We start from the raw sequence: 12,768 nt of genomic DNA, 5'->3' as shown, positions 1-12,768 counted from the left end.
CAGCCGTTTCGGCGTCGCCCTCGGGGAACGGCAAGGCCGGAACGTCTACGTGTCCGGCCGGAAACGAGCCGCCCCATGAGTCTGTTGAGTCTCGGAGTCCTCGCCTCCTCCCGCAAGGAGAACGAGTTCCGTCTGCCCCTGCACCCCAGCCACCTCGAACGGATCGCCCCGGACCTCCGGAAGCGGATCTACCTCGAAGAGGGCTACGGCGAACGGTTCGGCGTCGCCGACGACGCGCTGCGACCACTCGTGGCGGGACTGCGATCCCGTGAGCGGCTGGTCGCCGAGTGCGACGTCATGCTGCTGCCCAAGCCCATGCACGACGACGTCGCCGAACTGCGCGAGGGCCAGGTGCTGTGGGGCTGGCCGCACTGTGTGCAGGACGAGAAGATGACGCAGATCGGCATCGACCGACGGCTGACCCTGATCGCCTGGGAGGCCATGAACCACTGGACGTCGACGGGTGCCTTCAGCGTCCATGTGTTCCACAAGAACAACGAGCTCGCCGGCTACTGCTCGGTGCTGCACGCCCTCCAGCTCGGCGGACTGACCGGCAGCTACGGCCGCCGGCTGCGGGCCTGTGTGATCAGCTTCGGCGCCACGGCGCGCGGCGCGGTCACCGGCCTGGGCGCGATGGGCGTCTCCGACGTCACGGTGCTCACCCAGCGGGCCGCCGCCGCCGTGGCCTCACCGATGCCGTCGGTCGTGATGGGGCACTTCCAGGAACGGGAGGACGATCCCTCGCGCCTGGAGGCCGTCACCGGGCTCGGGCCGGTGCCGCTGGCGCAGTACCTCGCCGGGTTCGACATCGTCGTCAACTGCGTGCTCCAGGACACCGACGCGCCGCTGATGTTCGTCAACGACGAGGAGCTCGCCCTGTTCCGGCCGGGTACCTTCTTCGTCGACGTGGCCTGCGACGAGGGCATGGGCTTCGCCTGGGCCCGCCCGAGCGGCTTCGGCGACCCGATGGCCACGGTCGGGAACGGCTGCCACTACTACGCGGTGGACCACAGCCCCTCCCACCTCTGGAACTCCGCCACTTGGGAGATCAGCGAGGCGCTCCTGCCGTATCTGCGCAAGGTCATGAGCGGACCCACGGCGTGGGACAAGGACGTCACGGTCCGGAAGGCCATCGAGATCCGGGACGGAGTCGTCCAGAACCCGAAGATCCTCTCCTTCCAGCACCGTTCGGCCGTCTACCCGCACGCGGCGGATCTAGCTCCGGTTGACGCCGGCGGCCACCGCGTGGCCGATGAAGAGGTAGATCAGCGCGGGCAGGCCGTAGTTGACCACCGTGCGCCAGTCGGCCGAGTGGATGGTGAAGAGGTTGTGCGACCAGCCGGATAGCCAGTTGGCCGCGTGGTGGACCCAGTCGACCGTGCTGTTCGCGGTGTTGGCGTCGAACAGGTAGAGGCCGATCCAGAGGATCAGGATCAGTGCCGCGATGTCCGCGATGACGGAGATGACCGTCCCCGCGGGGCTTCCGCCGTAGCGTGTGGACATGCTCAACGAGTGGCCCGGAAAGCCGAGTTGAAACCCCCCGGCGCCAGGTGGCGTCAGCGGCGCGCCAGTTGGCGCTCGCCGCCTGCGCCGGGGCTGTAGGGCAGGCCGTAGTGCTTGAAGATCGCTTCCTCCCGGTCGGCGGGCAGCACGTCGTCGGTGCCCATCGAAGGAGCCTCTTTCACCAGGGCTTTGGGGTAGCCGACCTTGACGTAGTCCGGCCCCAGGATCGCGTCGTCCAGGGGGACGAAGGTGAGCCGGTGCCGCGTGGGCAGTCCGGTGCGGACCGTGGCCATGGCCGGCTCGTCGGTGGCGGTGTTGACGTACACGGCCTCCAGCACACCGATCCTGTGGGACTCCGCGTCCACGACATCGCGCTCGCGCCACTCCCTGACATCCGCTGCGTGCAGCATGGCTCCCACTCCTTCTGTACGGGTTCCCCGTGCTCCGGGTACCCGCCAGGGGACCTGTCATGACTCTCGGCTGCCACCGCCGAGTCGATCGGTAACGTGGGGCGATCAACCGGCACTTGCACTCGGGGGAAAGATGACCATCGATTCCGCACTCGTCGGCCGGCTGCTCGCCGCGCAGTTCCCGCAGTGGGCCGATCTGCCCCTGACCCTGGTGGAGCAGGGCGGCGCGGATCACGTCATCCACCGCCTCGGCGAGACGATGTCCGTACGGCTGCCGCGCAGCGACTGGGCCGACGGCGAGGCCGCCAAGCAGCACATCTGGCTCCGGCGGCTGGCCCCGCATCTGCCCCTGCCCGTCCCGGAACCGCTGGGGCTCGGCACGCCGGGCTGCGGCTATCAGTGGCACTGGTCCGTCACCCGCTGGCTGGACGGGACCACGGCGAGCGCCGAAGACCTCAGCGACCCGGAACTGACGGCCCGTCAACTGGGCGAATTCCTCCGGGCGTTGCACGAGATCCCGCCTGCCGGGGAACTGGTCCCCGGTGTCCACTCCGAGCTGGTCCGGGCCCCGCTGGCCGACCGCGACGAGGAGACCCGTGCGGCGATCGAGGCGGTGGCCGGGGTGTTCGACGCCGCCGCGATGACCGAGGTCTGGGACAACGCGCTGAGCGCGCCCGCGTGGGACCGCGAACCGGTGTGGTGCCACGGGGACTTCCACACGGGCAACCTGCTCACCGTCGACGGCCGCCTCTCCGCCGTCATCGACTTCGGCGGCGTGGGCATGGGCGATCCAGCCTGCGACCTGGTCATCGCCTACACCCTGTTGTCGGCCACCACCCGCCCGGTCTTCCGTTCCGTTCTCGGCCTGGACGACGCCACCTGGACCCGCGGCATGGGCTGGGCCCTGGCCACCGGCCTGAACGCCTACACGAGTTACGCGGCCACCGAACCCCGCGTCGCCCGCGCGACCACCCGGCAGCTCACCGAGGTCCTCACCGAACACACCGACCGCCGGACCCTCCGCGAAAGCACCGCGCCCTAGTTCTGCGGCTGTCCCGGCCTCACATGCCGATCGCGCCGTCGACGCACTCGCGGAGCAGGTCCGCGTGGCCGTTGTGGCGGGCGTACTCCTCGACCATGTGGATGAGGACCCAGCGCAGCGACACTGTTCCGCGCCAGGAGTCGTCGCCCTCGGCGTCGGGATCGGTTGCCGAGGAGAAGAGGGCGACTGATCGGGCCGGGCAGCACGGATCGACCGCCCGCACCGCACCGACCCGCACCGACCCGCACCGACCCGCACCGACCCGCACCGACCCACTGTCGCCCCGGCGCACGATCCGCCACGGCTCCCTAACCGAAGGCCGGCAGCACCTCCCCCTCGAACAACCGCAGACTCGACCACGCCAACTCCATCGGCATGCCCCCGCACAGCGGATGGAACTGGGTGAACCGCCTTGGCGCGGCCTTCAGTTCACGCACGAACACCTCGGGCGTCAGCACCCGGTACTGCTCGCCGCGCCGCAACTCCGCCGCCCCCTCTGCCGTACGGAAGGGCGCCACCACGTCGTCCTGGGCCTGCCACACCCCGTAGGCGTTGGTCTCGTGCGGGAAGTACGGCGCCATCCGCTCCCCGCCCGCGTCGGAGTCCTCGGCGAGGGCGACCACCGGGTTCGGCCCGATGGGACTGGGCCCGGGGTCGGGCCGGCCCAACCTGCCGACCTCGTCCCGGTAGTGCTCCCACACCTCGGGCACGGAGGGCACGAACCCGTCGGCGATACGGGCCGCCCGCCGCGCCGCCGGTTCACTGCTGCCGCCCAGCAGCACGGCGGGACCGCCCGGCCGGTACGGCACCGGCGCGACGCGCACCGTGCGTCCCCGGTAGGTGAACGGCTCCCCGGTGAACGCCGACTTGAGGGTCGTCACCACCTCGGTGACCCGCCCGGCCCGCTCGTTCATCGGCACCCCGAACATCGCGAACTCCTCGCGCACATAACCACCCGCGACGATCACATCGACGCGCCCCCGGCTGATGTTGTCGAGCACCGCCAACTCCTCGGCCAGGCGCAGCGGATCGTGGAAGGGCGCGATCAACGCGGCGACCAGGAAACGGACTTGCTCCGTGCGGGCGGCCATCGCCGCGAGCATCTGGACCGGGCTGGGCAGATAGCCGTCCGGCGAACCGTGGTGCTCGGACACGGTGATCCGCGTACACCCGAGCCCGTCGGCCCACTCGGCCATGTCCAGGGCCGCCGCGTACCGGTCCGCCATGGACGTACCGGCCGACTCGGGATTGCGGAAGTCGAAGCGAAGCGCGAACTCCAGGCCAGGACGATTCATCCGGCGAGAATATGATTCTCGCATGCAAGAACACAATACCCGAGGGACGATAACCATCCTTCCCGCCCCAGCGGAAGCCGATGTTCCTCCCGGGGCTACCCGGGAGTAACCGCTTCGCCCTACGCTGCTGCCGCCACCAAGGCTCCAACTAGGCGACGGCGAAGGGGACTTGACCCATGAAGGCGATAAGACGGCTGGCGGCGCTGCTGGGCGTGGCCGGGCTGCTGATGACCGGGGCCGCGGGCAACGCCCACGCGGCGGCGCCGAAGTTCTCGGAGACGACGACGATCGGCACGCACAACGCGTACGAGAAGGACAAGTACACGTACTGGGCGCAGGCGCTGGACTCCGGGGCCTCGCTGCTCGAACTCGACGTCTACGTCGACAGTCTGAGCAAGCGGTGGCGGGTCAGCCACAGCGACCTGTTCGCCAACGACAACAACTGCGAGTACGCGAGCACACCGGCCGACCTGTACAGCAAGGACCGCAACCAGGATCTCGGCAGCTGCCTGGACAACATCGCCGCCTGGAACGCCCTGCACCCGGACCACGCGCCGATCATCGTCAAGGTCGAGATGAAGGTGGGCTTCAACCAGACCATCGGCCTGGGCCCGACCGCGTTCGACACCCTGGTCTCGCAGAAGCTCGGCAGCAGCGTCTACAAGCCCTCCGACCTGCTCGGCTCCTCGTACTCCACGCTCGACGCGGCCGCCAAGGCGAACGCGTGGCCCTCCCGTGACGACCTCAGGGGCAAGTTCATCTTCGAACTGATCCCGGGCACGGTCGAGCAGGCCAACCCCTTCGACCACTACTGGACCGACCAGGAGTACGGCGACCATCTGCGCGACCTGTACGCGGCCGGCACGATCTCCCAGGCGCAGGCCTTCCCCGCCGTACTCGGCGCGGCGAACGGCGATCCGCGATCGACCCGTTGGACCTCGGACACCTCGATCCGCCCCTGGTTCGTGTTCTTCGACGGGGACGCGGCGACGTACGTCAACAACGGCTACGACACGTCGTTCTACTCCACGAACCACTACATCCTGATCATGACGGACGCGTACGCGGTGGCTCCGGCGATCTCCTCGACGGCCCCCACGGACGCGGAAGCAGCCGCGAAATTGGCACTGTTGGCCGCCGATCACGCAAGTGTGATCACCTCTGACTGGTCGGCGAAATCGGCCTCGGTCCTGTCGTCGGTGGCCACCAGAAGCTGAGGTTCCGGATGCCGGGGACAGGGCACAAGTCCCCCTATGTTGCATGGCATCGACGTAAGCGCGTACCAGTCCACGGCGTACAGCACGACCGGCTCCTCCTTCGTCTTCATCAAGGCGACGGAGGGCCGCTCGTACGTCAACCCGAGACTCACCGCCCAGACGAAGACGGGCCGTGACGCGGGACTGGTCGTCGGCTTCTACCACTTCCTCTGGCCCGGCGACATCACGGCCCAGGCGGAGTACTTCGTGAGCAAGGCCCCCGAAAAGGCAGGCGACCTGCTCGCCGTCGACTGGGAGACCACCGGCGACGGCACCCACGCCTCCAACGCGGAGAAGGACAGCTTCATCCGCAAGGTGAAGGCACTGCGGCCGGACAACCGGGTGGTCCTCTACACGAACCGCAACTTCTGGCTGAACATCGACAAGACCTCCTACGCGGGCGACGGCCTGTGGATCGCCGACTACACGACGGCGGGCAAGCCCCGCATCGAGGCCGACTGGAAGTTCCACCAGTACACCTCCGACCCGCACGACAAGGACGTGGCCGACTTCGCGAGCAAGGCGGCCCTCCAGGCGTGGGCCAAGAGCGCCTGAGGCTCACTCGGCCCGGCGGCGGATCCCGGCCAGCAGGCGGCGCACACCGGCCGCGTGGCCGCCGCTACCGATGACGAGAAGGCGGTAGACGGCGCCGGCCGGACCCGGGAACACCGCTCGGGTCTCGGCCGTCAACCGGGTTCGCCCCGGGGCGAGTTCGTCGAGCCGGAAGACGAAGGCGTAGGCCGAGAACCGGTGGGAGCCGCGCAGCACCAGCTCCCGGCCCGGAACCGCGCCGACCACCCGGAAGCCGGGAAACACCGAGCCCTCGGCCAAGGGGCGCGGCCCGGAGGCCGTACGGTCGGCGCACCCCACCAGCCGCGCGTAACGGGCCGGCCCAGGGCGGGAGAAGGTGCGGTCCAGCGTCTCGGTCAGGGCGCGCCAGACCTCGTCGACGCCCGCCGCGACCACCGTCGCGTGCTCGTCGACACGGGGCAGCGCATCGGCCTCCACCGGGTCCTCCCTCGGCTCCGAACCGCGGTCCGGCAACAACCGTAGAGGACATGGGGAGTTGTCAGCCCCCGAAGTCGCCCGTCCGCTCCGGTGACGCGTCCGCCAGTGCCTTCGTGACGCCGTCCACGCCCTCCCGCAGGCCGTACACCGGCGTCCCCGGCTGCTGGCGCCAGGACTCGTCCAGGCTGCCCGCGTCGACCGTGTCGAAGCCGAGGTCGTCGATCAGGGCCCTGACCACGCGCTTCGCCGCCTCGTCGTCGCCGGCGACCGGGAGCGCGAGGCGGTCGGGGGCGCCGGCGGGGCGGTGCCGGTCCAGGATGTCCTGGGCGTAGGTGCCGTTGAAGGCCTTGATGACGGTGTGGCCGATCTGCTCCGCCGTCCAGCGGCTCTCGGTGCGGCCGTCGTCGAGGATGGCGGCGATCCTGCCGTCGCGGCCGGGGTAGTAGTTGCCGGTGTCGATGACGGCGACGTTCTCGGCCGCGTCGTCGAACAGGCCCTTCGGCAGGTTCGGTACGGCCTTCAGCGGGACGGTGACCACGACGACCTCGGCCCCGCGCGCCGCCTCCGCCACCGGTACGGGGGTCGCGCCGGTCTCCTCGGCCAGTGCGGTGAGTGTCTGCGGGCCGCGCGAGTTGGCGACGGAGACGTCGTGTCCGAGTGCGGTGAGCCGCCGGGTGAGGTTGCCGCCGATGTTGCCCGCGCCGATGATGCCGATCTTCATGACAGACCCTTCGCCGATCCGGAATCCATGCACACGCATGCTTCTGGGTGCGAGAACTCCGGGTGGCCGCCCGCTATTCCGGCCCGCCGCCGTACGGGTGACCGGACGGGACGACCGGAGGCCGCAGACCGAGCCATTGTTCGGCGTCCCAGGCCTCGAACCGCTCCACCTCCACGAACCCCAGCTTCGCCGCGAGCCGCATCGAGCGGGCGTTGGCGGTCTGGGTGGTGAGCATCACCGGCTCGCCCGGAAGCACGCCGTCGAGCCAGTCGAGTGCCGCCGCGCACGCCTCGGCCGCGTAGCCGAATCCCCATGCCCGCGGCAGGAACAGATAGCCGAGGTCGGCCTTCCCCACGGCGGCCGGCCGGCTGTGCCCCGTCGCCGTCGTTCGCCTGAGGAGGATGTGCCCGATCATCACCCCGTCGAGTTCGACGACAAAGGCCCCCGGCCACCGGGCGGGGATCGCCGGCACCTCTTGCTCCAACTCGGCCCGCGGCCGGGCACCGCCGAGATAGGTGTGCGCCTCCGGCGAGGCGAGCAGTTCGACGAACACCGCCCGGTCCCGCGCCTCGGACTCACGCAGCAGCAGCCTCTCGGTCCTGATCGGCTCGGGCGGCCAGGGCACGGATCCCAGATCTTCCATCGGCGCACGCTAACAGGCGGAAAACGGAAGGGGCGCCCGTCCACCGAAGGACGGGCGCCCCTTTTGCTCGGGTCACTCCCGGGTCACTTGTTCAGGTGGGCCCAGAACTCGTCGAACGACAGGACCTTGTCCCCGTTGAGGTCCCGCGTCTTGATGATGGCCTCGGCGACCGACTCGGTCACGTTCCAGTCGCCTCCCTGTGCCAGGGCGGTCTTGAACTCGGCCGCGGTGATGAAGCCGTCACCGTCCGTGTCGATCCGCTGGAAATGCTTGCGTGCTTCCTCGATGTCCGCCACCGGATCCGCCCCTTCGTAACGCTTTACTGCCTGTTGACGGAGGCCAGATTAACCGGCCGCCCGAGCACGCAGTGCGGCGACCACCCACGCGAACTCCTCGCGGTGCGCCCCCGCGGGCCCGGAGCCCTTCACCGTGGACAGCAACTCCCGGTACCGGGCGAGCCGGTGGTTGGCCGCCGACTCCATCCGTTCGAGCACGACGGCCGGATCGCCGCCGTCCCCCAGCACCTCCCGTACGATCGCCTCCGCCTCCGGCGACTCGGGGGCGATGCCCCGCTGCCGGGCCTCCGCACCCAGCTGCACCAGGCGCATGGGGAACCAGGTGGACCGGCCGCGCACGGCGGCGCGCTCCTGGTCCGACGCGTTGAACTCGACGGTGGCCCGCATCTGCGCCCGGAACTCCGGGTCCTGCACCATCTCCGCCAACTCCACCCAGGCGTCGACCTGTTCGGGCGTCGGATCGTCCGGCAGGTCCACCGCGATGGTGCGCATCCGCTCCTCGATGGAGGGATCCACGGTGTCGAGGCCGTGGAACAGCTCGTCCACGAACTCCTCCATGATCCGCCTGCGTTCGGCTGCCGACAGCCGCGCCAGCTTGTTCATGAGCGTCATCTCCTCTGCGGTCGAACCGCGTCGCGCCACGGTCGACAGCACCGCCCTGGTCACCCGCAGCGCACGGATCTGCGCGTCCAGCGCCACCACATGGGCGGCGGCCACTTCCGCGACCGTCGTCTCGCCCGCCAGCACCTTGCGTACGTCGTTCAGGCCGAGGCCCAACTCCCGCAGGGTGCGGATCAGTTCGAGGCGGGCGGCGCACTCGGCGTCGTAGAGCCGGTAGCCGCCGGCGGAGCGGGTCACCGGGGTGAGGACGCCCTCGTCCGACCAGTAGCGGATGGTGCGCACGGTCAGTCCGGTGGCCCTGGCCAGCTCCCCGATGGTGAGCAGTGCGGTGCCGTCGTCGATCATGTCGTGAGTGTGGGCCTTCCAGTGGGTGGAGACTCAAGGAGCGCGAGGAGCACGGTGATGGAGACTCTCCGGGACATTCTCGACGCGGCGGCGCGGGGTGTCTTCCCACCGCCGGACGGCCGTACGACCGTCGTGCCGCAGGCGTCCGAGCGGGACGCGGGGGTGCTCGCCTTCACCGCGCACGCGGTGGTCTTCACGGACGAGGATCCGCGGTGGGTCCACGACACCCTGGCCGCCGTGCCCTGCGACGCGCTCGCGGCGCCGATGAACCCGCGGTTCCTGGCGGCCCTGCTCGACCGGACGGGCCGTACGGCGGAGACCGTCGACGCGATGCTCGTGGGCTCCCCGCTGCCGGGCGAACCCCCGCTCCCGCTGAAGGAGATCACGGACGGCGACCACCCGAGGATCGTGTACGCCCGCGGCCGGCGCGACGACGTGCGCGCGTGGACGACGGAGGGCGGGGTGGTGGTGATGGGGCGCGGGATCGCCGGGCGGCTTGAGGTCTCGGTCGAGATCGAGGAGGGCGTACGACAACGGGGGCTGGGGCGCGCGCTGGTGGCCGCCGCGCGGCAGCTGGCCGACGAGCCGCTGTGGGCGCAGGTCGCGCCGGGGAACGCCCGCAGCATGCGGGCGTTCCTGGCGGCGGGCTACCGTCCGGTGGGTGCGGAGGCGCTGCTGCTCGGCGCGCCCTGAGCGTCAGTGCCAGGGCTGGTAGTACGGGTTGCTCTCGCAGTCGCTCATGATCTCGGTCTTGGTCTTCTTGTCGACCGGGCAGACGCCGATGATGTACTGCCGCCTGATGCCGCCGGGGAAGGCGACCTCGACCTGGTCGGCCCACTTGTGGGTGTCGCCGATGGTCTTGTTGACGTCCACGCCGCCGGGGGCGTCGATGTAGTAGTTGTAGCCCGACTTGTACCAGGTCTTGTACAGGTCGTGGTCGTAGGTCGTCGAGACGTACGGCGAGGGCTGGTTGACCAGGACGTACTTCTCGATGTCGTACTGCCCGTCGACGACGTCCTTCGGCAGGAAGCCCTGCTCGAAGACGACCGCCGGGCCGCGGCTGTCGCTGCGGTAGAGGGTGCCGCAGGTGGTGCGCCAGACCGGGTCCGGGGTGATGCGGGAGATGTCCACGCGGTCGTCGGCGGCGGCCATCGCGGGGTCGGCGACCAGGGGGCAGGCGGGCGCGGCGGCCCGGACCGGCGTGCGGACCGTGTGGGTGGGGGTGGTCGCGGCGGTGGTGGCGAGGACGGCCGCGAGGGACAGGACGGCGGCAGCGGCCCGCCGCCGCAGATGCAGGGTGATCATGCGGGGCACGATCCCGGTTCCACGGCGGCGGACTGTGGATCATCACCCGTACAGGGCGTGTCCAACTGACCGCATTTCAATCCGACTTCAGCGGAAGATGCCGGTGTGGCCGAGCGAGTAGCGGCCCGGCTGCGGGTAGACCGCGAGGCCGTGCGGGCCGCCGCCGACCTTGATGCGGGCGAGCTGGGTGCCGGTGCGGGTGTCGATGGCGTAGACCTCGGAGTTGTAGCGGCCGGAGAGCCAGAGGACCTTGCCGTCGGCGGAGACACCGCCCATGTCGGGGCTGCCGCCGTGCGGCAGATGCCACTTCTTCGTCAGCTTGTTCTTGGTGAAGTCGAAGATGGAGATGGAGCCTTCGCCCCGGTTGGAGATGTACATCTCGCGCGAGTCCCGGCTGATGTACAGACCGTGGCAGCCCTTGCCGGTGGGCAGGAAGTCCGGCTTGGCGAAGGTGTCGCCGTTGAGCACCCACATGCCGTTGGCCATCATGTCGGCGATGTAGAACCGCTTGCCGTCGGGCGAGATCTTGACGTCCTGCGGCATCGAGCCGTGGAACGGCAACTTCTGCTGCCCGATCACCTTCATCTTCTCGGTGTCGACCTTGAGCAGTTCGCCGCTGAACTCGCAGGAGACGATGAAGTAGCGGCCGTCCGTGGAGAAGTCGGCGTGGTTGACGCCGTAGCAGCTGACCGGGACCGCCTTCACCGTCTTCATCGTGTGCGCGTCGCGGAACACCAACTGCCGGTCGAGGGAGGCCATCACGATCGCGTACTTGCCGTTGGGCGTGAAGTACAGGTTGTACGGGTCGTGCACGTCGACGGGCTTGCCCGCCTTCCCCGTTCGCGGGTCGATCGGCGTGAGGGTGTTGCCCCGGTCGTTGTTGACCCACAGGGTCTTCAAGTCCCAGGAGGGGACGACGTGTTGGGGCTGGACCCCGACCGGGATGGTCTCGATGACCTTGTACGTCTTCGGGTCGATCACCGAAACCGTGTTGGAGCCGGTGTTGGGAACGTAGACCCGGGACGGGAAGTCCCTGACCACCGGAGAGAGCCTGTTGGGCCGGTCGGCCGCGTACACGTCGGCCGGGTCGAGCACCGGCGGCATCCCGGGCAGCCCCTGCGCCACCGCCTTCTTCTCCTGCTGCGGCTGGAGGGCGGCCTTGGTGCCGAGGGCCTCGTCGGCGTGGTTCTGCGAGCCGCAGCCGGCGAGGGCGGCCAGTGCGGCGAGGGCGGCGCCGGTGACCAGGGCGCGGGTGAGGGGGGTGGGTCGCATCAGCTCAGCAGCTCCGTGGTCGTCACCGCGCGCAGTCCGCGGCGGTCGAGTTCTTGCAGTACGGCGGGGAGCGCGGCGACCGTGCCGGCGTACCCGAAGTGCATGCTCACGACGGAGCCGTCGCGGACCTCGGCGAGCACCTTGCGGGTGATGGCCGGGGCGCCGGGCTCGGTGAAGTCGAGGGAGTCGACGTCGTAGGACAGCACGTGCGGGTAGCCGACGCGGTGGGCCAGGCGCTGGACGAGGGGGGATGCGGCCGGGGCGCGCGAGGGCCTGAACCAGGTGCCGATCGAGCCGGTGAGCCGCTTGAGGCGGTCGGCGCAGCCGGTGATCTCGGCCAGCGCTTCGGCCTCGGACAGGGTGTTGACGGCGATGTGCCGCTGGGTGTGGTTGCCGAGGTCGTGGCCGCCGTCGAGGATGCGGCGGGCCATCTCGGGGTGGGTGTCGAGCCAGGTGCCGACGGCGAGGACGGTGACGCGCGCGCCGTGTTTCTCCGCCTCGGTGAGGAGCGCGGTGGCGATCTTGGGGTCGCCCTGGCCGTGGAAGGTGAGCGCGATCCGGGGTCGGTCGCGGGGTCCGTGGGTGATCTGCGCGGGCTGCCGGGAGAAGGCGCGCGGGGCGGGGGCGGGGAGCGGGGTCGCCTTGGCGGCGGGGGCGCGGGCGGGCGCGGCGGGGGCTGCGGCGGGGCCGGTCGTGGCACATCCGGCGGCGAGAGCGCCCCCGGCGACGAGCCCGGCACCCGCACGCAACGCCGTACGGCGGTCGGTCGTGGTCACCCGGTCCATTTAAGGGGCGTTGAGCAAGAAAGCGGGGCATTAACCCGATCGAGGGACCCTCACGGGTCGCACCTCGAACGGCCGTCCGACGGGGGTGCCCGACCGATCCGACTGCGGTTCGACAACGCCGCAAAGGGGCGCGGGTCGGCATCGATGTGCGGCCCCGCCGTGCGGGCGCGACCAGCCCGACAGCACCCCAAAGGGGCACGGGACGGTATCCATGTGCGGCCCCGCCGTGCGGGCGCGACCAGCCCGACAGCACCCCAAAGGGGCAC

15 protein-coding genes and 2 pseudogenes are annotated in these 12,768 nt (G+C 70.2%); 5 read left to right on the top strand and 12 right to left on the bottom strand.

What is annotated here, in order from left to right; translation table 11 throughout:
* Positions 1-75 precede the first annotated feature (75 nt).
* Positions 76-1,224: pseudogene (locus tag ACWDEW_RS06620) on the top strand (N(5)-(carboxyethyl)ornithine synthase); the annotation flags it as partial.
* Here the strand turns inward: ACWDEW_RS06620 and ACWDEW_RS06615 are convergent.
* Positions 1,216-1,503, bottom strand: a complete 288-nt coding sequence (locus ACWDEW_RS06615; protein ID WP_450510248.1) for a hypothetical protein — start codon at positions 1,501-1,503, stop codon at positions 1,216-1,218. The pseudogene ACWDEW_RS06620 and the gene ACWDEW_RS06615 overlap by 9 nt on opposite strands.
* Before the next feature lie 53 nt (positions 1,504-1,556).
* Entirely contained in the window at positions 1,557-1,913 is a 357-nt protein-coding gene (locus ACWDEW_RS06610; RefSeq protein ID WP_450510246.1) for a PRC-barrel domain-containing protein, read from the bottom strand.
* A 133-nt stretch (positions 1,914-2,046) separates the two neighbouring features.
* Here ACWDEW_RS06610 and ACWDEW_RS06605 point away from each other — a divergent pair, with 133 nt between their 5' ends.
* The gene (locus tag ACWDEW_RS06605) at positions 2,047-2,955 is read left to right on the top strand and encodes an aminoglycoside phosphotransferase family protein (protein WP_450510244.1); all 909 of its coding nucleotides are present in this window, start codon (positions 2,047-2,049) and stop codon (positions 2,953-2,955) included.
* 19 nt (positions 2,956-2,974) lie between these two features.
* Here the strand turns inward: ACWDEW_RS06605 and ACWDEW_RS06600 are convergent.
* Together ACWDEW_RS06600 and ACWDEW_RS06595 are read right to left on the bottom strand one after the other, a co-directional pair.
* A pseudogene (locus ACWDEW_RS06600) lies at positions 2,975-3,151 on the bottom strand (mycothiol transferase); the annotation flags it as partial.
* A 112-nt stretch (positions 3,152-3,263) separates the two neighbouring features.
* Complete coding sequence (locus ACWDEW_RS06595) at positions 3,264-4,250, bottom strand: LLM class flavin-dependent oxidoreductase (RefSeq protein WP_450510242.1); 987 nt, start codon at positions 4,248-4,250, stop codon at positions 3,264-3,266.
* A 176-nt stretch (positions 4,251-4,426) separates the two neighbouring features.
* Between ACWDEW_RS06595 and ACWDEW_RS06590 the strand changes: the two genes are divergently transcribed.
* On the top strand, positions 4,427-5,467 hold the full coding sequence (locus tag ACWDEW_RS06590) for a phosphatidylinositol-specific phospholipase C domain-containing protein (RefSeq protein WP_450510240.1): 1,041 nt from the start codon (positions 4,427-4,429) through the stop codon (positions 5,465-5,467).
* A gap of 36 nt (positions 5,468-5,503) precedes the next feature.
* On the top strand, positions 5,504-6,061 hold the full coding sequence (locus ACWDEW_RS06585) for a glycoside hydrolase family 25 protein (RefSeq protein WP_450510238.1): 558 nt from the start codon (positions 5,504-5,506) through the stop codon (positions 6,059-6,061).
* 3 nt (positions 6,062-6,064) lie between these two features.
* On the opposite strand, the gene ACWDEW_RS06580 is transcribed toward ACWDEW_RS06585, so the two are convergent.
* The 5 genes from ACWDEW_RS06580 to ACWDEW_RS06560 form a co-directional block, all read right to left on the bottom strand.
* A complete protein-coding gene (locus ACWDEW_RS06580; RefSeq protein ID WP_450510236.1) occupies positions 6,065-6,514 on the bottom strand; it encodes a hypothetical protein in 450 nt (149 codons plus the stop codon).
* Positions 6,515-6,575: 61 nt separating this feature from the next.
* Entirely contained in the window at positions 6,576-7,235 is a 660-nt protein-coding gene (locus ACWDEW_RS06575; RefSeq protein WP_450510234.1) for an NADPH-dependent F420 reductase, read from the bottom strand.
* A 73-nt stretch (positions 7,236-7,308) separates the two neighbouring features.
* Positions 7,309-7,878, bottom strand: coding sequence for a GNAT family N-acetyltransferase (locus tag ACWDEW_RS06570; RefSeq protein WP_450510232.1), 570 nt, complete (start codon positions 7,876-7,878; stop codon positions 7,309-7,311).
* 83 nt (positions 7,879-7,961) lie between these two features.
* Entirely contained in the window at positions 7,962-8,174 is a 213-nt protein-coding gene (locus tag ACWDEW_RS06565) for an EF-hand domain-containing protein (RefSeq protein WP_200715263.1), read from the bottom strand.
* A gap of 48 nt (positions 8,175-8,222) precedes the next feature.
* Positions 8,223-9,140 carry a MerR family transcriptional regulator gene (locus ACWDEW_RS06560; protein WP_450510230.1) on the bottom strand — a complete coding sequence of 306 codons (918 nt, stop codon included), beginning with the start codon at positions 9,138-9,140 and terminating at the stop codon, positions 8,223-8,225.
* Between the two features lie 57 nt (positions 9,141-9,197).
* Between ACWDEW_RS06560 and ACWDEW_RS06555 the strand changes: the two genes are divergently transcribed.
* Positions 9,198-9,833, top strand: coding sequence for a GNAT family N-acetyltransferase (locus ACWDEW_RS06555; RefSeq protein ID WP_450510228.1), 636 nt, complete (start codon positions 9,198-9,200; stop codon positions 9,831-9,833).
* Between the two features lie 3 nt (positions 9,834-9,836).
* Here the strand turns inward: ACWDEW_RS06555 and ACWDEW_RS06550 are convergent, their stop codons facing one another.
* From ACWDEW_RS06550 to ACWDEW_RS06540, 3 genes are all read right to left on the bottom strand, one after another.
* Positions 9,837-10,445: an ADP-ribosyltransferase gene (locus ACWDEW_RS06550; protein WP_450510226.1), complete on the bottom strand. Its 609-nt coding sequence runs from the start codon at positions 10,443-10,445 to the stop codon at positions 9,837-9,839.
* A gap of 87 nt (positions 10,446-10,532) precedes the next feature.
* Complete coding sequence (locus tag ACWDEW_RS06545; protein WP_450510224.1) at positions 10,533-11,717, bottom strand: YVTN family beta-propeller repeat protein; 1,185 nt, start codon at positions 11,715-11,717, stop codon at positions 10,533-10,535.
* Positions 11,717-12,502, bottom strand: a complete 786-nt coding sequence (locus ACWDEW_RS06540; RefSeq protein WP_450510222.1) for a polysaccharide deacetylase family protein — start codon at positions 12,500-12,502, stop codon at positions 11,717-11,719. Before ACWDEW_RS06540 ends, ACWDEW_RS06545 begins: the two co-directional genes overlap by 1 nt.
* Positions 12,503-12,768: the final 266 nt, after the last annotated feature.

Source organism: Streptomyces sp. NPDC001100, assembly GCF_053598575.1.
Note: the sequence above shows the minus strand (reverse complement) of the source record. Positions and strands in the feature narration are given on the sequence as shown.